We start from the raw sequence: 22,374 nt of genomic DNA on the forward strand, positions 1-22,374 counted from the left end.
TTGAAAACGGTCCGAATCGATAGATTCATTTGATATCCGTTTTTGAAGTTATGAGGATTAATCGAGGGTAATGCTCAATCCCAATCCTCTAAGTTCATGGAGCAATACGTTTAACGATTCAGGGATTCCCGGTTGTGGCATAGGATCACCTTTTACGATGGCTTCATATGCTTTTGAGCGTCCCATAACATCATCGGATTTGATGGTCAGAATTTCCTGAAGAATATAAGCTGCACCGAATGCTTCAAGAGCCCAAACTTCCATTTCTCCAAAACGTTGTCCGCCAAATTGAGCTTTACCGCCTAATGGTTGTTGCGTAATGAGTGAATACGGGCCGATAGATCGGGCATGCATTTTATCTTCAACCATATGTCCAAGCTTCATCATGTAAATGATACCTACGGTTGCAGGCTGGTCAAATCGTTCTCCTGTTCCTCCATCATAAAGGTGGGTTTTTCCGTAGCGAGGCAATCCTCCTTTCTCAGTCCATTCATCTAGGTTCTCAAGGGTAGCACCGTCAAAAATGGGAGTAGCAAAACGCATATTCAGTTTTTCTCCTGCCCATCCGAGAACAGTTTCAAAAATTTGCCCTAAATTCATTCGCGATGGAACACCCAGCGGGTTCAAAACAATGTCTACCGGTGTTCCGTCTGCAAGGAAAGGCATATCTTCTTGCCGTACGATCTTGGAAACGATACCTTTGTTACCATGTCGACCGGCCAGTTTATCTCCCACCTGAACTTTTCGTTTTTTAGCTACATAAACCTTAGCAATTTGCATAATTCCCGATGGAAGTTCATCTCCAATTGTAAGATCAAAACGTTTTCGTTTGAGTTCTGAATCCAATTCCTTGTATTTGCGCAAGTAATTGATCACAGTAGAGCGGATCAATTCGTTCTTGTGTGGATCGTTTGTCCATTTATTCAGTTGGATAGATTGATAATCGATTTCTTGCAATACCTTTGCTGTGAATTTTGCCCCTTTAGGAATTACCTCAATGTTTGTATAATCTTTTACACCTGCAGAGGTTTTACCTTCGGTGAGCGCAAGCAATTTTTCGATAAGGATCTTTTTTAAATCTTCCATTTTGGCTTCGTATTCTTCCTCTAGTTTTGGAAGCAATGCCTTGTTGGATAATTTGTTTTTCCCTTTTTTAATTGCTCTTGAGAATAAGTTCGTATTGATCACAACTCCACTGAGTGAAGGAGAGGCTTTCAATGAAGCATCTTTTACATCACCTGCTTTGTCTCCGAAGATAGCACGAAGGAGTTTTTCTTCGGGAGACGGATCCGATTCCCCTTTAGGTGTGATTTTTCCGATGAGGATGTCTCCGGGTTGAACGCGTGCGCCTACTCGAATTATTCCTCTTTCGTCTAAATCCTTGGTAGCATCTTCACTTACATTTGGGATATCGGATGTCAGCTCTTCAAGTCCTCGTTTGGTTTCACGTACTTCCAACGAGAATTCTTCTACGTGTACCGATGTAAAAATATCTTCGCTAACCACACGTTCACTAAGCACAATAGCATCTTCGAAGTTGTATCCCTTCCATGGCATAAATGCCACCTTCAGGTTTTTCCCCAAGGCCAACTCTCCTTTTTCGGATCCATATCCTTCGGTTAATATTTGGCCTTTTGTTACTTTATCTCCTTTTCTACAAAGAGGACGCAGATCGACAGTTGTGTTTTGGTTTGTTTTACGAAATTTGGGGATAGTGTATGTTTTTACGGAATCCTCAAAGCTCGTAAATTCTTCTTCTTCCGTTCTGTTATATTTAATTTTAATGGTTGTTGCATCAACATAAATTACTTCCCCATCGCCTTCAGCCATAAGTTGACTACGGGAATCTTTAATAACCTGTTCTTCGATTCCGGTGCCTACTATCGGTGCTTCGGTGCGTATTAACGGAACGGCTTGCCTCATCATGTTTGACCCCATCAATGCGCGGTTGGCATCGTCATGTTCAAGAAACGGAATCAGTGCCGCTGCAATGGAAGCTATCTGCATGGGTGATACATCCATCATTTCTACCTGTTCGGGTGAAACAACAGGATAATCGGCGTCTTTTCGGGCTTTCACACGTGGTAAGATAAATCTTCCTTCATCATCGAGTGGCGCATTACCTTGGGCGATCACTTTTCCTTCTTCTTCTTCGGCTGCCAGATAAATTATGTTCTCGTTTTTTATATCGACTTTTCCGTCTTTTGCTTTTCTATACGGAGTTTCGATAAACCCAAGATCATTAATTTTTGCGTAAATGCATAATGAGGAAATAAGTCCAATATTCGGTCCTTCAGGAGTTTCAATTGGACATAGACGTCCATAGTGCGTATAATGTACGTCACGTACTTCAAAACCAGCGCGTTCTCGCGACAAACCACCGGGCCCCAATGCCGATAAACGGCGCTTATGTGTAATTTCTGCCAGTGGATTGGTTTGATCCATGAATTGGGACAAAGCATTCGTACCGAAGAAGGTGTTAATAACCGATGAAATGGTTTTGGCATTGATGAGATCAACGGGTGTGAATACCTCGTTGTCACGTACATTCATCCTCTCACGAATAATTCGGGCCATGCGGTTCAGTCCTACACCGAATTGGTTATATAACTGCTCTCCCACTGTGCGTACACGTCTGTTGCTGAGATGATCTATATCATCCACAATGGCTTTGGAGTTAACCAATTCAATCAGATATTTTATAATTTCTATGATATCTTCTTTGGTAAGAACTCGAATTTTATCGTCAATATTAAGGTTCAGTTTTTTGTTAATTCTGTAACGACCCACGTCACCCAAATCGTATCTTTTTTCAGAGAAGAAAAGATTGGTAATTACTTCTCTGGCACTGGCATCATCGGCAGGCTCAGCACTGCGAATTAATCGATAGATATGACGTACGGCATCGATTTCGGAATTGCTCGGATCTTTTTGTAACGTATTATAGATAATCGAGTAGTCCGACATGTTGGGTGTTTCTTTATGTAGCAAAATGGATGAAACACCCGATTCCAGAATTTCCTCTATTTCTTCTTCCCCGAGAATGGTTTCCCGTTCAATAATGACCTCGTTTCTTTCTATAGAAGTTACTTCGCCTGTGTCTTCATCTACAAAATCTTCCATCCACGATTTGAGTACTCGCGCTGCTAGTTTACGACCCATTACCTTTTTCAGGTTGGTTTTTGTAACTTTTACTTCTTCCGCAAGATCAAAAATCTCGAGGATGTCTTTGTCGCTTTCAAACCCGATAGCGCGTAACAGTGTAGTGACAGGCAATTTCTTTTTCCTGTCAATGTAAGCGTACATTACACTGTTAATATCGGTTGCAAACTCAATCCATGATCCTTTGAATGGGATTATACGGGCCGAGTAGAGTTTTGTACCGTTTGCATGCACACTTTGACCGAAGAAAACACCGGGGGAGCGATGTAATTGTGAAACCACTACACGTTCGGCTCCATTGATCACAAAAGTACCTTTTTCGGTCATATAAGGAATTGTTCCCAGATATACATCTTGAATGACAGGTGCAAAATCTTCATGATCAGGATCGGTGCAGTATAGATATAATTTAGCTTTTAGAGGAACGCTATAGGTTAGGCCTCTTTCTATACACTCTTCAATAGAATAACGCGGAGGATCAATGTAGTAATCAAGGAATTCCAAGACAAAGTTGTTGCGAGTGTCTGTAATGGGGAAGTTTTCCATGAAAACTTTGTACAATCCCTCGTTTTTTCTTTTTTCCGGTGGTGCATCAAGTTGTAAAAAATCTTGAAACGATTTCAACTGAACTTCCAAAAAATCAGGGAAGTCGAGAGGATTTTTAATTGTTGCGAAATTTATTCGTTGGTTGGTGTTATTTGAAGACATGCGAATGTATTTTTTGAACTTAATATGTATTGAAACAAAAGGTTAAGAACCTTCTTCGGAAGATTCTTAACCAAATTAACCTAATTTTAGGTAGCTTTGTTATTTAAGTTCAACTTCTGCTCCTGCCTCTTCAAGTTGTTTTTTCAATGCTTCGGCTTCTTCTTTTGTTACTCCTTTTTTCAATTCGCTGGGAGCAGCGTCAACTAAATCTTTTGCTTCTTTCAATCCAAGGCCGGTAAGTTCTTTGACAACTTTTATAACAGCTAATTTAGCTGCACCCGGACTTTTAAGGATTACATCGAAAGAATTTTTTTCCTCTGCCACAGCAGCCTCTGTTCCTGCAGCAGGAGCTCCTGCTACGGCAACAGCTGCAGCAGCAGGTTCAATACCATATTCAGTTTTTAAAATTTCAGCCAGTTCGTTAACTTCTTTTACTGTTAAGTTAACTAATTGTTCAGCAAATGCTTTTAAGTCTGCCATTTTTGTGTTATTTAATAGATTACTAATTCTGTTTTTTGTATAAGTTGAAAATTATTTTTCGGAGAGCGTTTTTAAAATTCCATGAAGCGTATTTCCTCCGGATTGTAGTGCAGAAATAACATTTCTTGCGGGAGATTGCAGCAGTGCAATAATTTCTCCAATAAGTTCTGTTTTGCTCTTGATGGACACCAAATCTTTGAGATACTTATCACCGATAAAGAAGCTTTCTTGTACATAGGCACCCTTGAATGCCGGTATTTTTTCGCTTTTATATTTATCGATGAGTTTTGCAGGAGCATTAGGCACATTTGAAAACATGATTGCTGTATTACCCTTGAGAAGAGGATACAGTTCTTCATAATTTCCGTCGAGCGATTCCAACGCTTTACGCAGCAAGGTATTTTTCACTACCATTAACTTGATATCCTGTTTATGGCACTCTCTTCTTAAATTATTGGTTTTAGCTGCATCTAATGTAGCTATATCCGTTAAATAGAAGTTTTCGTATCCCTTAACAGTATCGGCTATTTTTTTGATTATCACGTTTTTATCTTCCTTTTTCATAGATAGTTTTTCCCTTTTTAGTTTTCTTCTATCGATTTGGGATCTATTTTGAGACCCGGACTCATCGTAGTAGAAAGATAAATGCTCTTAATATACGTACCTTTTGCTGTAGACGGTTTTAGTTTGATTAATGTCTGGATAAATTCCCGCGCATTATCAACAATTTGTTCAGGTGTAAACGATATTTTTCCTATAGATGCATGGACAATACCGTATTTATCAACCTTGAAATCAATTTTCCCTTGTTTTACTTCTTTTACAGCTTTGGCAACATCGTTGGTTACTGTTCCGCTTTTGGGATTTGGCATTAATCCGCGTGGTCCTAAGATACGGCCCAGCGAACCAATTTTACCCATTACAGAAGGCTGTGCGATAATAACGTCAACGTCTGTCCATCCGTTCTTAATTTTTTCGATATACTCATCAAGTCCCACATAATCTGCTCCGGCTTCTTTTGCTTCAGCTTCAGCCTCAGGTGAGCACAAAACGAGAACCCTTACCTCTTTTCCTGTGCCATGAGGAAGAGTAACGGTGCCCCTTACCATTTGGTTAGCTTTGCGCGGGTCTATTCCTAAACGTACATCGATATCGACAGATGCATCAAACTTGGTAGTCGTTATTTCTTTTAATAAAGTAGCTGCTTCTTTCAGTGAATAGGTTTTCCCCGCTTCAATTTTACTCAAAGCCAACTTTCTATTTTTTGTCAGTTTTCCCATTTTCAATTGAAGTTTAGATTATTTTATATCTTGAGGAAACTCCCCTTTTACCACGATACCCATGCTTCGTGCCGTTCCGGCAACCATGCGCATTGCTGATCCAATGGTGAAGCAGTTTAAATCGGGCATTTTTTCTTCTGCAATCGTTTTTACCTGATCCCATGTGATTTCGCCGATTTTCTTTCGATTTGGTTCAGCAGAGCCACTTTTTACTTTCAAAATTTCTAATAATTGAATTGCAACCGGTGGTGTTTTAACAACAAAATCAAAAGATTTATCCGAATAGTAAGTAATTACAACGGGTAATATCTTACCTGCTTTATCCTGAGTTCTGGCATTGAATTGCTTGCAAAACTCCATAATATTAATCCCTTTTGAACCTAAAGCAGGTCCGACGGGAGGGGAGGGATTTGCAGCTCCTCCTTTGATTTGCAATTTTATTTGTCCGGCAACTTCTTTAGCCATTTTTCTTTGATTTAAATTTATTTACTTCTTATCAAAACCTATTGAAGAATTCCCAGATGTGCGTAACCAAATCTGATTTATTCTTTCTCTACTTGCATATAACCCAGCTCCAATAGTTGTTTTCTTCCGAAAATTTTGACTACTACTTTGAGCCTTTTTTTCTCTTCATTCACTTCCTCAACTTCGCCGGTGAAATTACTAAAAGGGCCACTGATCACTTTAACGTTTTCACCAACATAGTATTTAACATCCATTTCTTCGCCGGCTTCTTCCAATTCGTCCATTGTTCCCAAGATACGTTTTACTTCCGATTCTCTGAGGGGTTGGGGATCTGTAGTATTGGGAAGGAAGCCTGCCACATAATTGATGTTTTTGAGTGTGTGAATAACCTCACCCGTCAGTTCAGCCTCAATGAGTACATAACCCGGAAGATAAGCGCGTTCTTTCATCACTTTCTTTCCGCTACGCACAGTGTAAACTTTTTCTGTCGGTATGAGGACTTGAGATATATACTTCCCTAACTCGGTCTTTTTTATTTCTGAATCCAAGTACTCTTTGACCTTATTTTCTTTTCCGCTAACGGCACGCAATACATACCATTTTTTTTCGTTATCAGCCATGTCTTGTTATTCAGAATTATAAAATACCGTATAGAAGTTTTAATGTCCACTCAAATAAAGAATCCATCGCAAATACAATTAGCGCGATAAAAAGGGAAGCAATCATTACAATTATCGTGCTACTCGACAGTTCTTCTCGCGAGGGCCAGGATACTTTATAAACTAACTCGTTATAAGCATCCTTAATATATGCAATTATTTTTTTCATTTATAATTTGAATCGTTTTATGCACGGGTCGAGAGACTCGAACTCCCGACACCTGGTTTTGGAGACCAGTGCTCTACCAAACTGAGCTAGACCCGTAAACAACTTAGTCGGTAGATATTAGCATCTCCCACTAAGTTTATTTTCTCCGACATTACTATCAGTCAAGTAACTCGGTAATCTGTCCTGCACCTACCGTACGGCCGCCTTCGCGAATAGCAAATCGCAGACCCACGTTACATGCTACCGGATAAATCAAATCAACAGTGATGGTTACATTATCACCCGGCATTACCATTTCTACACCTTCCGGCAATTCAATTTCCCCTGTAACATCCAAGGTACGGATATAGAATTGTGGACGATAGTGATTATGGAATGGGGTGTGGCGACCACCTTCTTCTTTTTTCAGGATATAAACCTCTGCTTTGAATTTGGAATGAGGTTTTACTTTCCCCGGATGCGCAATTACCATACCGCGTTTAATTTCGTCTTTATCGATACCGCGAAGCAGCAAACCTACGTTATCTCCTGCTTGGCCTTGGTCAAGAATCTTACGGAACATTTCAACTCCTGTTACTACAGATTTCTTTCCTTCAGAGCCTAATCCGATGATTTCAACTTCGTCTCCAACTTTTACGATACCGGTTTCGATACGACCTGTTGCCACTGTACCACGGCCCGTGATCGAGAATACGTCTTCAACCGGCATGAGGAATGGTTTGTCTATATCACGCGGAGGAAGGGGAATCCATTCGTCAACTGCTTTCATTAGTTCCAATATTTTTTCTTCCCATTGGGGATCGCCATTCAATGCTCCCAATGCAGAACCGCGGATAACAGGTGTATTGGCACCGTCGAAATCATAGAAATCGAGTAATTCTCTCATTTCCATTTCAACCAATTCCAACATTTCTTCATCGTCAACCAAGTCGCATTTATTCATAAATACAACTAAACGTGGAACGTTTACTTGACGTGCGAGAAGGATATGCTCGCGTGTTTGAGGCATAGGGCCATCTGTTGCGGCCACTACAATAATTGCACCGTCCATTTGAGCAGCACCGGTTACCATATTCTTTACATAGTCGGCGTGTCCCGGACAGTCAACGTGTGCATAGTGACGATTTTCAGTTTCGTATTCAACGTGTGAGGTATTGATTGTTATACCTCTTTCTTTTTCTTCCGGTGCATTATCGATTTGATCAAATGTTTTCACTTCAGAAAGACCTTTTTCCGCCAAAACTTTGGTAATAGCAGCCGTTAAGGTAGTTTTACCATGATCAACGTGACCAATTGTACCGATATTTACATGCGGTTTCGTTCGGTTAAAATGTTCTTTTGCCATAAAATATTCTTATTAGTTAAATTAATATTTATATTTTCATTTTCTAAAAATAATTCCAGTGATGCTATTCCTTTTTGGAATTGTTATTAATAAGTCATCGAGCCGATGACGGGATTTGAACCCGTGACCTCTTCCTTACCAAGGAAGTGCTCTACCACTGAGCTACATAGGCAAAAGAGCGGAAGACGGGACTCAAACCCGCGACCCTCAGCTTGGAAGGCTAATGCTCTATCGACTGAGCTACTTCCGCAGAATAGTGAAATTTGATGAATTGACACTTTTTTCGTTCAAATCAATTATTTCTTATGCTTTGATGTGGGCAGTGATGGATTCGAACCACCGAAGGCTACGCCAGCTGAGTTACAGTCAGCCCCATTTGGCCACTCTGGTAACTGCCCTTTCTCTTGTAAATCAATAAAATAATTCCTTATCAATCGCTTTGTTTTTCTTAACTTAGTTGAGCCTCTTGTCGGATTCGAACCAACGACCCCGAGATTACAAATCACGTGCTCTGGCCAACTGAGCTAAAGAGGCTTATTTTCTTATTATTAGCGTTTCTTATTTTAGAGAATAGAGAAACGGTCGCAAAGGTAGCAATATTTTTTCGATTACCAAAAAAATAGGATTAATTTTTAGGCGAATGATTTGTTAGTAAATTTGTTTACCGGATGCATGTTTGCTTGAGATTTTTTGCGAAATTTGGCAGAATTGAAAAATAGCGGAATGCTCTTTGTTGTGCTTCCGCCATCTAAAAGTATGAGATCAATAACTAATTGAACATTTTTTTAAATTTGTCGAAGACGTTTCTTTTTGCCGAATTCGAGGGTGTAAAGTTCGATGATTTTTCCATTTGTGAAAGTGCCTTTTTTTCGCTTTCACTTAATGTTTCAGGAACATAAACATTTACGTTAACCAATTGGTCACCTGTACCGTATCCATTTAAAGACGGCAGACCCTTATTTCGTAATCGCAGCACATTTCCGGGTTGCGTCCCGGGCTCGATTTTTATTTTGGCCACCCCGTCTATTGTTGGTATTTCTACTGTTCCTCCTAATGCAGCAGTAGGGAAACTGATAAATAGGTTATAAATTACGTCGTTTCCGCTGCGGATTAGATTAGGATCTTCCTCTTCTTCGATTACGACTAACAGATCTCCGTTAATGCCGCCTCTTCGTGCGGCATTCCCTTGTCCTGAAACAGTCAATTGCATCCCTGCTGTTACGCCTGCTGGAATTTTGATGGAAATAATTTCTTCTTCTCTTACGATGCCTTCTCCATTACAGTATGCGCATTTTTTCGTAATTATTTTTCCTTCTCCGTTACATGTTGGGCATGTAGAGGTTGTTTGCATCTGTCCAAAAATAGTATTGGCTATCCGTGTCACTACACCCGACCCATTGCATGTCGTGCAGGTAGAAACCGAATCTCCGTTTTCCGAACCATTGCCGTGACAGTGTGAACATGCTACATATTTTTTTACTTTTATTTTTTTCTCCACACCCGTCAGTATTTCTTTTAAAGAAACTTTCACTTTTACACGGAGATCCGATCCTTTGTTTGTACGCTGTCGTGACCGTGAAGATCCGAATCCGCTAAAATTGCCGAATCCTCCAAAACTGCCGAAATGTCCACCGAAAATATCCCCGAACTGCGAAAAAATATCGTCCATTGACATTCCTCCGCCAAAACCATTTCCTCCGGTTCCGTTAACACCGGCATGTCCAAACCTGTCATACCGTGCACGTTTGTCCGTATCGCTTAAAATTTCGTATGCCTCAGCTGCTTCTTTAAATTTCTCTTCTGCTTTTTTATCTCCCGGATTTCTATCGGGATGATATTGAAGCGCTTTTTTGCGATATGCCTTTTTTATTTCTTCTACGGTTGCTGTGCGAGGTATCTCAAGTACTTCGTAATAATCTCTTTTTTCTGCCATATTTTTATGCGCCCACAATTACTTTTGGGAAACGGATTACTTTATCGTTCAATGTATATCCTTTTTGAACAAGATCTATTACCACTCCTTCTTGTGACTCTTCGGGAGCAGGAATAGTACCTACCGCTTCAAATTTTTCGGGATCGAAGGGTAGTCCTATTGCTTCGATTTCTTTGATTCCGTGTTGTTGAAGGAAGTTCATAAATTTGTTATATATCAAATCGATTCCTTCCAAAATAGCTTCCTTGTCATCACTTTGATGCAATGCAACGATAGCACGCTCAAAATCGTCAATTAGAGGAATGATGTCTTTCAGTACTTTTTCCCCCCCGCTTTTGATAATATCGGCTTTTTCTTTCAGCGTACGTTTACGATAATTATCAAAATCGGCAAAAAGGCGAAGATAGCTGTCGTTCAATTCATCATATTTTTGCTGAAGTTCCTGTTGTTCACCAGTTTCAGGAGTTTGCATCTTTTCTGACAAATTGTCTTTAACTTCATTATTCATCGCTTCTTCGCTCTGAGAAGTACCTCTTTTTGTTTGTTCTCTATCTTGAGGATCGCTATATTTTTTGTTTTCCTTTTCCATAATCGTTTTTTATGAATGTACAATGATACAAATTTCCTTTTATTTGCTTAACAATATAAATTGCACGCTTAACCTACAGCAAATAGCTTGCCAAAAGTGTGCAACTAAAGATTTATGGGAATTATTGTCGGTATTCATAGAAAAAGTTCGCACCATTCATCAAATATGGCAACTTGTTGCTCTCCGTGTTTTGCCAGGCTACGGCGAATTTTTTTTATGGATTTTTCTTTTCCGAGATGTGATTTCGAATAAAACTTGTCTGCAAAGCAAATGATTTTTTCTTCCATGCTCACCGGAACCATATCGCGGTGGGGAAGAGGCAGATTTTTGTCGATAATCATTTGGAGTGTTATTCCCGTTCCGGTATGTCGTTCACAAACAAGAGCATGTTTGGGGTAACCTTCGCTTGTTAATAATTCGTTTCCTAAATATCCGTGACAAATATAGGGGTATTTACCATAACAGCCAATGCGTGGTGCATGGGTCTTGAAAATGCCGATATCATGCAACATGGATGCCTCTTCTATAAAATTTACATCGACAGCCAATTCAGGATGTTTATGGGCGATGGAAAGGGCTTTGTTTGTCACATCGGTAACATGCGACATATAGATGTTGTATAATTTTGTTCCCTTTTTATAGTATTTATCGATGATGAGTTGTGGGTCCATTCGTTTCTAATGAGGGTTATTTCGCCGACTATTACAGACTCTGAAGTTTCTGCTGATACTCTATAAAGATTACCATCAGAGTGGAACTACAAATTTTTTTAATGAAACATCTAACAACGATTGAGGAACGGCCTCCTTCACTTCGTCTTCAATGATGCTGAGCATTCGTTCGCGCAAATATTCTTTGCGAGTAATAAGGCTTATTTCGCGAACGGGAGTATTGTTTCTGAAAGGGCGGACATTTTTTTTCTGGCTTTCGCTCAGATTGTCGATTGCCATTTCCGGAATCACTGTCAGCCCATCATTTGCGTCAACAATATTGATGAGGGTGTCGATGCTCCCTGCTTCATAGGTAAAAATGGATTGATTACTTCGTCTTTTTTTCATATTGCACAGATGTAATATTTGAGTGCGGAAGCAGTGCACTTCATCCAAAAGCCAAAGGCGGGATGTATTCAGATCGCTTTCATCCAATGCTGTTTTTGCATATAGCGGCTTTTCTTTTGGAGAAACATAGGCGTAAAACTTTTCGTAATATAGTGGACGTTCCGATATACGTTCATCTTTGAGAGGAGTTGCCAGAATGCCACCGTCCAATGTCCCGTTTGATAATTGGCGGAGAATCTGATCTGTTGTTAGTTCGTTGATAATTATTTTAATATCAAAATGATGATATTGATGAACTTGCATCAACCTTGGCAGCAAGTAAGGAGAAACGGTTGGAATTATTCCCAAATGGAATATTCCTTTTACAATGCCTTTTTCTTCCTGAACAATCTCTTTGATCTGATTAACCTGCGCAAGAGCAATACGTGCCTGGTTAATAATTCGTGCACCAATTTCGGTAGGTTGCACGGGCAACTGAGTGCGGTCGAATATCTTTACCCCCAATTCGTCCTCCAGTTTCTGAATCATCATACTTAATGTAGGCTGCGTTACGAATGAGGCTTCTGCAGCTTTAGAGAAATGGCGATAATTATCTACGGCTATAATGTATTCGAGTTGCTGGATATTCATTGTTTAAAGTTCGAAAAATATTTCATAAACTGAACTCTTTCATATAAAGCCGGACTGGCAATGTTTGTGTAATTGAGTTTGCCTTTAAATTCCGAAAGATTTTTGTAACGATGTTGTTTCATCCATTTTTCCATGGAAATAAGCACATCTCCAACGATGCCGGGTCCTTTTTGATACAGCATACTGCATAGTTGTATAGCGCTTGCTCCGGCTAAAATGCCTTTGATAGCATCCTCCCATGAGTGTACACCGTGAGAGCATGCGATATCAAATTCGGGAACTTTTCCCGAAACAATGGCTGTCCATCGCAGTGTGTCGTTGAAATCGGAAGGGTTGCTAAAAACAGGGCCCGAAACGATCTCTTCTTTATCAATATCGATATCGGGTTGATAAAAGCGATTAAACAAAACCACACCATTGGTTCCCAGTGCTTTCAATTTTTTTACCAACCCGGGCAAATTGCTGATGGTCTTTCCCATTTTTACGATAATGGGAATATGGATGGTTTTTTTGAGTTCCCTTACCACGTTTTGATGGAATTCTTCCGGGTAATTATCGGGAAATTCGCCGGCATTTAGCAGGAAGATGTTAAGTTCAATTGCATCGGCCCCAGCAGCTTCAATGTTTTTGGCAAATTCTGTCCATTGGCTTAATTTATAACAGTTGATACTGGCAATAATTGGAATGTTGCACGCTGCTTTTGCCGAACGGATAAGATCGAGGTAGTTGCCCACATGGTTCATTTTTACATACGTATTGATGTAATCGATTGCTTCCGGATAATCGGAAGAGAGGCTCAACTTTTCCGAATGACTTTCAATTTGTTCTTCAAAAAGCGATTTCAAAACCACAGCACCTACTCCTGCTTTCTCAAGGTCTTTTATTTTATTCAGTGAATTGGTTAAACCGCTGCTTCCTGCAACGAGTGGATTCTTTAATGTAAGTCCGGCAAATTTTGTTTCTAAACTGGCCATTTCAATAAATATTTATTAAGATTTGAAAGCTTGACAAAAGTACTACTTTTATCGAAAAAAACAATGATTTTATAGGGAATATAAATACAATTCATAAAAGATCGGTTTCACAAGGTAAGGGATTTAGGTGGAAGTTGATCTTAGGTAATTTTGAATAAAAGGGTTAACGCCGAATGGCAAAATCCGGCATTATCTTTGTCCGAAAATCAGCGTTCCCACCCGAATCATTGTGCTGCCTTCTTCTATGGCTATAGGATAATCGTTAGACATTCCCATGGATATTTCTTTGAAAGCCGGCTCATCGGGAAAATGTGTATTTTTGAATTCGTCGAAAAGTGATTTCAGTAAACGAAATTCTTTTCTTATTCGGTCTTTGTTGTCGGTAAATGTAGCCATTCCCATTACTCCCGAAAGCTGTACATGAGTACATTCTTTCCATTTGCCGGTCGCAAGAAATTGGCGGCACTCATCGGGAGAAAAGCCACTCTTGGTTTCTTCTTGAGCAATATGTATTTGCAGCAAGCATGGTATTTTTCGGTTATTGGCCCCTGCCTGCTTTTCAATTTCGAGCATCAGTCGTTCATTGTCCATACTGTGGATCAGATGAATAAAAGGAGCAATATATTTTACTTTGTTCCTTTGTAGATTTCCAATAAAATGCCATTCAATATCCTTGGGCAGTTTCTCGTATTTTTCTTTTAGTTCCTGTACACGGCTTTCACCGAAAATTCGTTGTCCGAAGTCATACGCCTCCTGTATTGTTTCAGCAGGATGAAATTTGGAAACGGCTACAATTTTAACCCCTGTCGGAATCGCTTTTCGTAATCTTTCGAGATTTTCCTTTATCGTATTCATACTTTCGTTTGTTTATCCTGTTCTGAAACGTAGGGAAATACATCCATAATGGCTGTTTCGGTTAAAGCTGCAACAGAATAGTCAATCATGGTTTTTTTCATTTCTGTATCGACAATGTCCAATGCTTCTTTCAACGTGCTTGCCTGCACCAGCATATTGACTGCCGTCTTTTTTTCTGCTCCGCTTTTCTCGTCCAACGTAATGAAATAGAGTTTTGCTTTATAATAGCGGTCGCCCGTTTCATTGAAAAACGTTTCGTTGTATTTTACCCTTTTTATATCGGCAATGGAAAATTCTCCCGAAATATACGGTTTAATTTCTTCGATTATTCGGCTTTCGGCTTCGGTAAACGACAGCGCATCCACTAGATAGGGCTCGGTTACCGTTTTCTGCATGCCCGATTCCTGCATCTTTTCGTACCTAACTTTACATTCAAACCAGTTGTACATTTTATTATTCGTTAAAAAATTATTAAGTGATTGATGGCTCTGATCACTGTAAACGGAAAAGCAAAAGTACGGATTTTTTTGCTCATCTAACATCCAAAGCAAGGGATTTCTGATCTTTATGTGTATGACTTGGCTACGGACTATTGCGTAAAAGTTGCGGCACGGGATGCTTGCAGACAAGGTTTTCTACGTGGGTAATTGTGGATTAGGTAATAATTTAAGGCATTTGTTAATTTCGTCTTATTATCCCTTGAAAATAAAATATACCGCAAGCACAAGGAATGCAAAGCCAACAAGGTGGTTCAACCGGAGTGTTGTATTGAAAGCAAAACAAGAAAAAAGGGAAAATACCACCAATGTAATGACTTCCTGCAGTACCTTAAGCTGTACAGGCGAAAAAGGTCCGCCATTACCTTCGAATCCGATACGGTTGGCGGGTACCTGAAGGCAGTATTCAAATAAGGCTATTCCCCAACTGAACAGGATAATGCCTATTAGTGGAAGTTTACTGAACCATGAATATTCCGAAAGTTTCAAATGACCATACCAGGCGAAGGTCATGAAAATATTCGAACAAAATAAAAGAACGATTGTCAGTAACGATTTCATAGTTAATCCTCAAAAAATTGTGCAAAGGTATAATTTTTTGAGGCTCATTGATTCATTCTCTGCCGAAATTTATTTTTTGGGTTAATTTTACGCCGATTCCCGGAAAATCGGTAGCAATCATTTTGCCGTTTTCGAGTTTGGCACCATCAAAACAATCATTGGCGATGAGTAGCGCACCGTCGAGATCGGCAAAATCGAGTCCCGCGGAAAGTTGTGAAGCGGCCGATATGGCACACGAGGTTTCTGTCATACAGCCGATCATCACTTTCATCCCCAACGCTTGAGCAAGATTACGCATTTTCCATGCTTCCCGCATGCCGGTACATTTCATCAGTTTGATATTGATCCCCGAAAATACCCCTTTCAGTCGTTCCACATCATCGAGTCGTTGCACCGATTCGTCGGCAAAAACCGGCAAAGGACTGTTTTCGGTAATCCAGGCATTCCCGTCGTAATCGTCTTTTGCCATCGGCTGTTCCACCATCACTACGCCTTTCTCTTTCATCCAGTAAATCATATCCAGCGCATAGCGTTTGTCTTTCCATCCCTGATTGGCATCCACTGTCAGAGGCAGGTCGGTAACACTGCGAATGGCCTCGATTGTGCGTTTGTCGTCCGTCCCGCCCACTTTTACTTTCAGTATGTAGAAACGTCCTAAGGCTTCTTTAGTCTTTTCGCGTATCACTTCATTCGTATCGATACCAATAGTAAAAGTAGTATCGGGGACCTTCATTTTATTCAGACCATACATCTGGTACCACGGTGCACCGATAATTTTTCCCGCTAAATCGTGCAACGCAATATCAACCGATGCTTTTGCCGCTGTGTTTCCCGGTGCTATCCGGTCTATATATTCCAGAATATCTTCCAAATGAGTGGGATCATGAAATCCCGAAAGATCCACTTTCTTAAGAAAATCGATAACCGATGCCTGCGTTTCGCCCAAATAGGGAGGGAGAGAAGCCTCTCCGTAACCTTCCAGGCCGTCGAATTCGATTTTTGTGAGTACCACCGGTGTCGTTTTCCGCGAAAAACCGGAAATCGTGAAAACATGCCTCAGTTGAAGGTCATAAGGAGTCCATGACAGTTTCATTTTTTTGGATACTATACGTTGTTTTTTCGCAGCAGATGTTGTAAAAATGTGGGGTACTGTGAATGTCGCTGCTGCCAAAGCTGAAGTCTTTATGAATTGCCGTCTGTTTTGTTTCATTCGGTCGGATGATAAAACGCATTTTTATTGATTTCTTCGATACCCGGCGTATTAATCTCGCCTAGTATTCGCTTCGTACGCAAATAACGGCCGGTATTGTATTCGTCGTAAAAGGGATCGGTCGAATCGAAGCTGCCGATTTGAATGTAATCCGAGGCATGAATAAACCGTTTGTTGCCGATATAAATCCCCACGTGTACCACGCTTTCCCTGGGATTTTCGTCAGTAGCCTTTGTCCCGAAAAATACCAGATCACCCGGCTGAACGTTTTCAAAGTCTCCTTTCTCGTCGATTAGTTTGCCCGAAAGAACTTGTTGCGAAGCATCGCGCGAAAGGATAATGCCGTGCAAGAAATATACCAATTTTGTGAATCCGCTACAATCCAGTCCTTTTGAGGAGGTCCCTCCCCATAGGTAGGGGATGCCCATAAATCGTTTTGCCGTTTTCACGATCTCTTCGCCTGTCCATATTCGGCTTTTCTTCCATATTTCAAAGGGTTGAACATCGTTTTTCGATACAAACGCTTCTCTTCCATCAGGATAGAAAACCCGATAAAACATCCCTTTCTCTTCTTTTATTATCAGCATGTCACCTGCTCCTAAGTCTGAAATGGTTTGAGATCCCGGATCCGGGTGTTCATACGAAAAAGCAGAAAGTGATGTTACGATGATTTTCGGCTGTTGTAGATAGCTTTGCAACGCTGCTTTTGTCATAGGTTTGACCGAACCGTTTATCCAACCGATGTAGCGGTCGGGTGTTTGTATTCGCCTCCACCCACCTTTCTTTTCCAGCACGTTCACGGGTGTGCCAAGCAGCGCTTGTGACACTATTTCTGCGCTGTGTTTCGGATTACGGTATATCGTTCCCGGAGAATTGTAAATAACGCCCCACGTCTCTTCGCCAAGTTTCTTGTCGGGAAGCAGTCGGATGCTGTCTTTCACTTCAATGAACCTCCTTTTTGCTTTAGCTATTACCTCATTATAGGCAGCATGGCTTGTCGTTTCCCCTTTCAGTATCAACGTATCTTTTTGACGGTATGCCTTTATGTCAAAAACTTCTATCCGTTTGTCGGGAATATATTTTGCTTCCACCGATTTGATGATTTCGCGGATGTCGTTGGTTTGGGCCATAGAAAATGATAGCGTAACGAACAAAAACCAACTTAAATATGCGTATTGCTGCATCTTGTGGCTTTTATTGCCGGGTTAATAAATGTTTTCGAATAAGAGAAGCTCATGAAAAGTATTATCAATTCGTGGGAAAACGAACAAATCAATATCTATGTATGCCTCATTTATTTTTTCTTTCTTCATCATCCGAAAAGCTAAAAACAAATAAAGCGTTTTCTTGAAAACCGTCATCGGGAAGATGGGAAATGTAAATAAAACTCCTCTCCTATGTATAGGGTTGAAGCAGAAGAGAATTATAACATTTCCTTCATGGCTTGGTAGGCCTTGGAGCCATAGACCACTGAAGGTCCTCCACCCATGAGAACAGCCACACCGATCGTTTCGACGATTTCTTCCTGAGTGGCGCCTGCTTTCAAGGCATCCTGAACATGACAGGCGATGCATCCTTCGCAACGAATCGTGATTGCAATTCCGAGAGCAATCAGTTCTTTCTGCTTTTGGTCGAGTGCTCCCGCTTTGTTTGCTGCATGATGCAGTGACATGAATCCTTTGGCAACTTCCGGATGCTCTTTGCTCAAGATTTCCAGAAAGGCATACACCTCATTTGCTTTATCTTTATAACTATTCATAGTAAAACCTCCTTATTTTTTGCGGTTCCAACTTCAGACAAAAATAGGAAATATTTTGAAAAAACAAAAAATTATCGAAGGTAAGAATCTGATGTTAAGCCTCAGATTTTTCGCCTTGTTCTCGAGAAAAACGCTCATGATGAAGATGCACCTCTTATAATTTCATTTCCCACCCTTTTTCATAGGTTCTACTCCATAATTTTAAGGCATCTTTATCATTAAGAATGTGCCCATTATCGGGATCGGTGGTTAATGTTTTCTTAGTGCGTTGTGAGATATTTCCTAATTGCGCCAGCGTTGAGCTGATGCATCCGGCATTGATATCTGCATTAAGCGGAATATTTTCTTTAATTCCATTCAGAAAATTCGAAAAATGGAATCCATCCAATTGCTGAGCCGGATTAATTAAATCGCCGGGTTTAAATTCCAGGTTACTCGTAACTTCTTTAATAATTTTATTTTCCGGATCATAGATTTTGTATGCGTTTCCTCCCCCAATTACCAGCGTTCCCTTATCTCCATAAAAAGCTGCTCCGGCCGAGGAATCTTCTATAAAGCGTCCATTACAGCTTCTTCCTTCCCATGTAATAAGTTTGTCATCGCCAAATTCGAAATTGATGATCTGCGTATCAGGAAATTCCCAATCATCATCATAGCAATATCTGCCCCCGGACGAATTTACAGTAGTGGGGTAGGTCAGATCCATACCCCAACGAAGGAGATCGATAAAATGGACAGCATTATTCCCGGATTCTCCTGTACCCCAATTATAAAACCAATGCCAATTATAATGAAGAAAATTGTCTTTATAATGAGGTACTCGCGGAGCAGGTCCTTGCCACAATTCCCAATCGAGCCATTCGGGTACGGCCACTATTTTACCTTTTCCGATGGGTGGTCTGTTATTGGCATACCATGCTTTCCCGAAATAGACATTCCCTATTGCTCCCTCTTTGACTTCTTGAATAGCGTTTATGACATTGGTCCATGACCTGCGTTGCATGCCGGTTGTAACAATCACTTTATATTTTTTTGCAGCCTCCATCAAAATTTCGTTTTCGGCCGGATTGTGGCTGGTCGGTTTTTCGAGATATACGTGTTTTCCGGCTTTCATAGCCATTAGTGCAGCAGGAGCATGCCAATGTTCAGGCGTTGCGATAAATACAGCATCCAAATCTTTTAATGCCAATAGATTTCTGATATCTTTTTCCCCTTTGGGCTTTGTGCCGGTCAGTTCTTCGATAGTTGCGATACATTTATTCATGGCTCTACTGTCAACATCACATACATAGGCTATTTCACACCCTTTTTGCCGGGCAAAGCCTGCTGCTAAGGCACTACCTCGTGAATTTACGCCAATGGCACCCATCCTGATTTTTTCGTTTGAGCCCATGATGTTTTTATAACTTTTGGCGCTAAACGTCGGAAAAGCCCCTCCTGCGGAAACTGCTGCCGTTCCTATCGCCACATTTTTGATGAATTTTCGTCTTGTGATCATAGTATATGCAATTGTTATGTTTTGATAATTCGCAAATTTATCAATTTATATTTTGTTTTTTCCCTTATTTACGTAATTCGATCTTCAAAAAACGCAAATTAGCAGAATATTGTTTTTTATTGCTTCTTCTTCGCTCCTTGTTCGCTCTTCCTTCGCTTCAAAGCAGGGACAACAATATCGGATTCCGCTGGATCGGTATAAAACGAATCGATCTCTTTGCCGCATGTAGAGCGGGATACAGAGGAGGGGGCAGAGCGAACTTTATGCAAAGATGATGCGAGGCCGATGCAAGCATGGAGCGAGGATGGTACGGCCTTGGTACGGCGAAGGTACGGAGAAACAAATATAAGACGGTGTCTCGTCCTGAAATAGGTTTACACTCAATGTAAATTAAAATCAGGACAATGAAAACAAAATTCAACAAATTTCCGGACGAATTGATATCTCAAATAGTCCAAGAGTACTTAACTACCGAAATTTCTCAACCGGAGTTAATGAAAAAGTATAACTTTGGAGGGCCGAACACCATATACAGGTGGATGAAATATTTAGGTATTTCAAAGCAGGATTTTGAACAAATAAAGGAGGATAGAGTTATGACATCAGATAGTTCAAAGAGCCTCAAAGAGCTTGAGTTAGAGCATAAAATCCGCCTATTAGAGGATGAGCTTAATAAAGAAAAGCTTAAAACAGCAGCTCTAAGTACATTGATTGATATCGCAGAGCGGGATTTGAAGATTGACATAAAAAAAAAGCGTGGTGCCAAACCATAAACACGCTGCACCATATTACCCGAGATTCAGTCTGGGTGATTTTTGTGAGTTGTTTGGCAAAACAAGGCAAGCGTACTACCGGCGGGAGAAGTATCATTACAAGGAACAACTAAAAGATCAAATACTGTAATATGCAACATGCAAATGGCTTTTTTTCGGCAAAGTTAATTCCCTGATTTTTTTTTGAATTAGTCAAGACTTAATCTGACAAATACAAATAAAAAAGAATAATTTTGTAACAGAAAACAGATTGAGTTATGACCACATCAGAAAAAGTCATCGGACAGTTTTTGTTCCCTAATGTAAGATATTTGTCAGAGAAAGTCTTGACTATTACATCTACACACCACAATTTATTATTCTAACCTCCATGGTTTGCGATATTCATAAGACAAATATTTATTGGCTTCCGGTGAATTAATGAATACTTCCTTTTCGACATCCCATTCCAATCGTTGTTTTGTCTCCATGGCAATGGTAGCTAAATGCGCTAGAGTTGTCGAGCGATGTCCTGTCTCCAACGTTGCCCATGGTTCATTCCTCGATTTCACACAATCCAGGAAGTTTCTTATCAAATTTGATGCACTGTTTTTGTAACTTCCGTCTATCAGCAATTCGTCGTTTTTATCGAGTGAAAATTCTTCCGCATCCATGAGTTTATTCCATTTCTGAAATTGTCCTGGTTTGGTAGGTACAATTTTGTAGTCGTTCTCTCCCGTGTACAATGTTCCTTTGGTACCTCGCAGTTCAAGAAATCCGTAAGGGATGAAACTTCCCGAACTTGCTTCAAGAATACTGAGTGTAACCAATGTCCCTGAGGCAAATTCATACGTAACGTGCATGGTATCGGGAATTGTTCGATCATCATCCAACGCAAATTTTCCACCATGGGCGCTTACGGCAATCGGAGCCTCTTCGTTCAGTAACCAGCGGATCAAATCCAGGTAATGCACCCCATTATTGGAAATTTGATTGGCGTAATCTTCCCACCACCGAAACATGTAAGGAGCAATATTGTATTGGTAAGGTCTGTATGCTCTCGGTCCCAACCACATATCCCAATCGAAATCTTTTGGCGGCATTTCGGGACTCATTTTCCCAATCCCGTCCGGGAACATGTTGCTTACATGACATGCCGAAGCAAACGTAACTTTACCTATTTTGCCTGCGGGTATTTCTTTCGCCAACTTTTGAAAGGTGGGAGCACCTCGTCGGTTTAAACCAACGGTTACGACTTGTTTACTGTTTTTCCCCGCATTCACCATTTTTCTGCCTTCATCGATCGTTTTTGATAATGGTTTCTCCACATATACATCTTTTCCGGCATGAATGGCATCGATTGTCTGCAAGGCATGCCAATGGTCAGGCGTTGCTATACATACGGCATCGATACTTTTGTCGTCCAACAGCTTACGATAATCGTCATATAACGTTACTTTCGAGGGAAATTTTTCTCCCATTTTGGGAATTTGACGAGGCATAGCTTTAATATAGCGCGGATCGACTTTTGAATAATCCCGTGTAAGATAAGGTTTGTACACATCACATAAAGCCGCTATTTCGCAATCAGGCTGTTCCATAAACAAATGGAGTAACTGAGTCCCGCGATTTCCTACTCCGATAAAACCGGTACGTACTCGATCATTTGCTCCTATGATTTTTTTGTTTATATCCACCAAAGGAAATCCTTTTTGAGTTAAAGATAATCCGGCAACTGCCAGGGAAGACTTTTTAATGAAGTCTCGTCGTGTTGTTTTGCTTTTCATACT

At 40.4% G+C, this 22,374-nt stretch carries 22 protein-coding genes and 5 tRNA genes; 1 reads left to right on the top strand and 26 read right to left on the bottom strand.

The annotated features are described in order from the left end of the window. Positions 1 to 57 precede the first annotated feature (57 nt). From rpoB to OLM34_RS03545, 25 genes are all read right to left on the bottom strand, one after another. Positions 58 to 3,870: a DNA-directed RNA polymerase subunit beta gene (gene rpoB / locus OLM34_RS03425; RefSeq protein ID WP_264405254.1), complete on the bottom strand. Its 3,813-nt coding sequence runs from the start codon at positions 3,868 to 3,870 to the stop codon at positions 58 to 60. A gap of 99 nt (positions 3,871 to 3,969) precedes the next feature. Continuing rightward, the gene (rplL, locus tag OLM34_RS03430) at positions 3,970 to 4,350 is read right to left on the bottom strand and encodes a 50S ribosomal protein L7/L12 (protein WP_264405255.1); all 381 of its coding nucleotides are present in this window, start codon (positions 4,348 to 4,350) and stop codon (positions 3,970 to 3,972) included. Positions 4,351 to 4,401: 51 nt separating this feature from the next. Continuing rightward, positions 4,402 to 4,914: a 50S ribosomal protein L10 gene (gene rplJ / locus OLM34_RS03435; protein WP_264405256.1), complete on the bottom strand. Its 513-nt coding sequence runs from the start codon at positions 4,912 to 4,914 to the stop codon at positions 4,402 to 4,404. Positions 4,915 to 4,931: 17 nt separating this feature from the next. Next, positions 4,932 to 5,630: a 50S ribosomal protein L1 gene (gene rplA / locus OLM34_RS03440; protein ID WP_264405257.1), complete on the bottom strand. Its 699-nt coding sequence runs from the start codon at positions 5,628 to 5,630 to the stop codon at positions 4,932 to 4,934. Between the two features lie 18 nt (positions 5,631 to 5,648). Then, positions 5,649 to 6,095: a 50S ribosomal protein L11 gene (rplK, locus tag OLM34_RS03445; protein ID WP_264405259.1), complete on the bottom strand. Its 447-nt coding sequence runs from the start codon at positions 6,093 to 6,095 to the stop codon at positions 5,649 to 5,651. A gap of 77 nt (positions 6,096 to 6,172) precedes the next feature. After that, positions 6,173 to 6,715, bottom strand: coding sequence for a transcription termination/antitermination protein NusG (gene nusG, locus OLM34_RS03450; protein ID WP_264405261.1), 543 nt, complete (start codon positions 6,713 to 6,715; stop codon positions 6,173 to 6,175). Between the two features lie 16 nt (positions 6,716 to 6,731). Further along, on the bottom strand, positions 6,732 to 6,923 hold the full coding sequence (gene secE / locus OLM34_RS03455; RefSeq protein ID WP_264405262.1) for a preprotein translocase subunit SecE: 192 nt from the start codon (positions 6,921 to 6,923) through the stop codon (positions 6,732 to 6,734). Positions 6,924 to 6,945: 22 nt separating this feature from the next. Next, a tRNA-Trp gene (locus OLM34_RS03460) sits at positions 6,946 to 7,019 on the bottom strand. 61 nt (positions 7,020 to 7,080) lie between these two features. After that, a complete protein-coding gene (gene tuf / locus OLM34_RS03465) occupies positions 7,081 to 8,268 on the bottom strand; it encodes an elongation factor Tu (protein ID WP_264405264.1) in 1,188 nt (395 codons plus the stop codon). 100 nt (positions 8,269 to 8,368) lie between these two features. Further along, a tRNA-Thr gene (locus OLM34_RS03470) sits at positions 8,369 to 8,440 on the bottom strand. A 5-nt stretch (positions 8,441 to 8,445) separates the two neighbouring features. Next, positions 8,446 to 8,518, bottom strand: a tRNA-Gly gene (locus OLM34_RS03475). A 66-nt stretch (positions 8,519 to 8,584) separates the two neighbouring features. Next, positions 8,585 to 8,666: transfer RNA gene (locus OLM34_RS03480), tRNA-Tyr, on the bottom strand. A gap of 62 nt (positions 8,667 to 8,728) precedes the next feature. Next, positions 8,729 to 8,802: transfer RNA gene (locus OLM34_RS03485), tRNA-Thr, on the bottom strand. A gap of 235 nt (positions 8,803 to 9,037) precedes the next feature. Then, on the bottom strand, positions 9,038 to 10,201 hold the full coding sequence (dnaJ, locus tag OLM34_RS03490; protein WP_264405266.1) for a molecular chaperone DnaJ: 1,164 nt from the start codon (positions 10,199 to 10,201) through the stop codon (positions 9,038 to 9,040). A gap of 4 nt (positions 10,202 to 10,205) precedes the next feature. Further along, a complete protein-coding gene (locus OLM34_RS03495) occupies positions 10,206 to 10,790 on the bottom strand; it encodes a nucleotide exchange factor GrpE (RefSeq protein WP_413777182.1) in 585 nt (194 codons plus the stop codon). A gap of 134 nt (positions 10,791 to 10,924) precedes the next feature. Then, positions 10,925 to 11,461: an HDIG domain-containing metalloprotein gene (locus OLM34_RS03500; protein WP_264405268.1), complete on the bottom strand. Its 537-nt coding sequence runs from the start codon at positions 11,459 to 11,461 to the stop codon at positions 10,925 to 10,927. A gap of 75 nt (positions 11,462 to 11,536) precedes the next feature. Then, entirely contained in the window at positions 11,537 to 12,478 is a 942-nt protein-coding gene (locus tag OLM34_RS03505) for a hydrogen peroxide-inducible genes activator (RefSeq protein ID WP_264405270.1), read from the bottom strand. Next, the gene (locus OLM34_RS03510) at positions 12,475 to 13,452 is read right to left on the bottom strand and encodes a dihydroorotate dehydrogenase-like protein (RefSeq protein ID WP_264405272.1); all 978 of its coding nucleotides are present in this window, start codon (positions 13,450 to 13,452) and stop codon (positions 12,475 to 12,477) included. Before OLM34_RS03510 ends, OLM34_RS03505 begins: the two co-directional genes overlap by 4 nt. A 189-nt stretch (positions 13,453 to 13,641) precedes the next feature. Continuing rightward, complete coding sequence (locus tag OLM34_RS03515) at positions 13,642 to 14,307, bottom strand: YggS family pyridoxal phosphate-dependent enzyme (protein ID WP_264405273.1); 666 nt, start codon at positions 14,305 to 14,307, stop codon at positions 13,642 to 13,644. Then, positions 14,304 to 14,756: a DUF4494 domain-containing protein gene (locus OLM34_RS03520; protein WP_264405274.1), complete on the bottom strand. Its 453-nt coding sequence runs from the start codon at positions 14,754 to 14,756 to the stop codon at positions 14,304 to 14,306. The genes OLM34_RS03515 and OLM34_RS03520 overlap by 4 nt, the downstream gene beginning before the upstream one ends. Before the next feature lie 243 nt (positions 14,757 to 14,999). Continuing rightward, complete coding sequence (locus tag OLM34_RS03525; RefSeq protein WP_264405276.1) at positions 15,000 to 15,365, bottom strand: DMT family protein; 366 nt, start codon at positions 15,363 to 15,365, stop codon at positions 15,000 to 15,002. 52 nt (positions 15,366 to 15,417) lie between these two features. Further along, positions 15,418 to 16,575, bottom strand: coding sequence for a dipeptide epimerase (locus OLM34_RS03530; protein WP_264405277.1), 1,158 nt, complete (start codon positions 16,573 to 16,575; stop codon positions 15,418 to 15,420). Continuing rightward, the gene (locus OLM34_RS03535; protein ID WP_264405279.1) at positions 16,572 to 17,759 is read right to left on the bottom strand and encodes a C40 family peptidase; all 1,188 of its coding nucleotides are present in this window, start codon (positions 17,757 to 17,759) and stop codon (positions 16,572 to 16,574) included. The genes OLM34_RS03530 and OLM34_RS03535 overlap by 4 nt, the downstream gene beginning before the upstream one ends. A gap of 239 nt (positions 17,760 to 17,998) precedes the next feature. Further along, on the bottom strand, positions 17,999 to 18,334 hold the full coding sequence (locus OLM34_RS03540) for a carboxymuconolactone decarboxylase family protein (protein WP_264405280.1): 336 nt from the start codon (positions 18,332 to 18,334) through the stop codon (positions 17,999 to 18,001). Positions 18,335 to 18,488: 154 nt separating this feature from the next. Continuing rightward, positions 18,489 to 19,832 (bottom strand): Gfo/Idh/MocA family protein, encoded by a 1,344-nt coding sequence (locus OLM34_RS03545; RefSeq protein WP_264405282.1) that lies wholly within the window; start codon positions 19,830 to 19,832, stop codon positions 18,489 to 18,491. A gap of 404 nt (positions 19,833 to 20,236) precedes the next feature. Between OLM34_RS03545 and OLM34_RS03550 the strand changes: the two genes are divergently transcribed. Continuing rightward, complete coding sequence (locus tag OLM34_RS03550; RefSeq protein WP_264404439.1) at positions 20,237 to 20,605, top strand: transposase; 369 nt, start codon at positions 20,237 to 20,239, stop codon at positions 20,603 to 20,605. Positions 20,606 to 20,961: 356 nt separating this feature from the next. Here the strand turns inward: OLM34_RS03550 and OLM34_RS03555 are convergent, their stop codons facing one another. Then, positions 20,962 to 22,371, bottom strand: coding sequence for a Gfo/Idh/MocA family protein (locus tag OLM34_RS03555; RefSeq protein WP_264405284.1), 1,410 nt, complete (start codon positions 22,369 to 22,371; stop codon positions 20,962 to 20,964). Between the last annotated feature and the right edge of the window lie 3 nt (positions 22,372 to 22,374).

Source organism: Anaerorudis cellulosivorans, assembly GCF_025943985.1.
In the GTDB taxonomy this organism is placed as follows: domain Bacteria; phylum Bacteroidota; class Bacteroidia; order Bacteroidales; family Dysgonomonadaceae; genus Anaerorudis; species Anaerorudis cellulosivorans.

What these genes read in the sequence shown, in the direction of transcription:
- tuf (WP_264405264.1), bottom strand. Translation starts at nt 8,268, where the DNA reads ATGGCAAAAGAACATTTTAACCGAACGAAACCGCATGTAAATATCGGT.
- rplL (WP_264405255.1), bottom strand. Translation starts at nt 4,350, where the DNA reads ATGGCAGACTTAAAAGCATTTGCTGAACAATTAGTTAACTTAACAGTA.
- rplK (WP_264405259.1), bottom strand. Translation starts at nt 6,095, where the DNA reads ATGGCTAAAGAAGTTGCCGGACAAATAAAATTGCAAATCAAAGGAGGA.
- rpoB (WP_264405254.1), bottom strand. Translation starts at nt 3,870, where the DNA reads ATGTCTTCAAATAACACCAACCAACGAATAAATTTCGCAACAATTAAA.
- OLM34_RS03505 (WP_264405270.1), bottom strand. Translation starts at nt 12,478, where the DNA reads ATGAATATCCAGCAACTCGAATACATTATAGCCGTAGATAATTATCGC.
- OLM34_RS03515 (WP_264405273.1), bottom strand. Translation starts at nt 14,307, where the DNA reads ATGAATACGATAAAGGAAAATCTCGAAAGATTACGAAAAGCGATTCCG.
- nusG (WP_264405261.1), bottom strand. Translation starts at nt 6,715, where the DNA reads ATGGCTGATAACGAAAAAAAATGGTATGTATTGCGTGCCGTTAGCGGA.
- OLM34_RS03500 (WP_264405268.1), bottom strand. Translation starts at nt 11,461, where the DNA reads ATGGACCCACAACTCATCATCGATAAATACTATAAAAAGGGAACAAAA.
- OLM34_RS03520 (WP_264405274.1), bottom strand. Translation starts at nt 14,756, where the DNA reads ATGTACAACTGGTTTGAATGTAAAGTTAGGTACGAAAAGATGCAGGAA.
- OLM34_RS03525 (WP_264405276.1), bottom strand. Translation starts at nt 15,365, where the DNA reads ATGAAATCGTTACTGACAATCGTTCTTTTATTTTGTTCGAATATTTTC.
- OLM34_RS03535 (WP_264405279.1), bottom strand. Translation starts at nt 17,759, where the DNA reads ATGCAGCAATACGCATATTTAAGTTGGTTTTTGTTCGTTACGCTATCA.
- rplJ (WP_264405256.1), bottom strand. Translation starts at nt 4,914, where the DNA reads ATGAAAAAGGAAGATAAAAACGTGATAATCAAAAAAATAGCCGATACT.
- OLM34_RS03495 (WP_413777182.1), bottom strand. Translation starts at nt 10,790, where the DNA reads ATGGAAAAGGAAAACAAAAAATATAGCGATCCTCAAGATAGAGAACAA.
- secE (WP_264405262.1), bottom strand. Translation starts at nt 6,923, where the DNA reads ATGAAAAAAATAATTGCATATATTAAGGATGCTTATAACGAGTTAGTT.
- OLM34_RS03540 (WP_264405280.1), bottom strand. Translation starts at nt 18,334, where the DNA reads ATGAATAGTTATAAAGATAAAGCAAATGAGGTGTATGCCTTTCTGGAA.
- OLM34_RS03530 (WP_264405277.1), bottom strand. Translation starts at nt 16,575, where the DNA reads ATGAAACAAAACAGACGGCAATTCATAAAGACTTCAGCTTTGGCAGCA.
- rplA (WP_264405257.1), bottom strand. Translation starts at nt 5,630, where the DNA reads ATGGGAAAACTGACAAAAAATAGAAAGTTGGCTTTGAGTAAAATTGAA.
- OLM34_RS03555 (WP_264405284.1), bottom strand. Translation starts at nt 22,371, where the DNA reads ATGAAAAGCAAAACAACACGACGAGACTTCATTAAAAAGTCTTCCCTG.
- OLM34_RS03510 (WP_264405272.1), bottom strand. Translation starts at nt 13,452, where the DNA reads ATGGCCAGTTTAGAAACAAAATTTGCCGGACTTACATTAAAGAATCCA.
- dnaJ (WP_264405266.1), bottom strand. Translation starts at nt 10,201, where the DNA reads ATGGCAGAAAAAAGAGATTATTACGAAGTACTTGAGATACCTCGCACA.
- OLM34_RS03545 (WP_264405282.1), bottom strand. Translation starts at nt 19,832, where the DNA reads ATGATCACAAGACGAAAATTCATCAAAAATGTGGCGATAGGAACGGCA.
- OLM34_RS03550 (WP_264404439.1), top strand. Translation starts at nt 20,237, where the DNA reads ATGAAAACAAAATTCAACAAATTTCCGGACGAATTGATATCTCAAATA.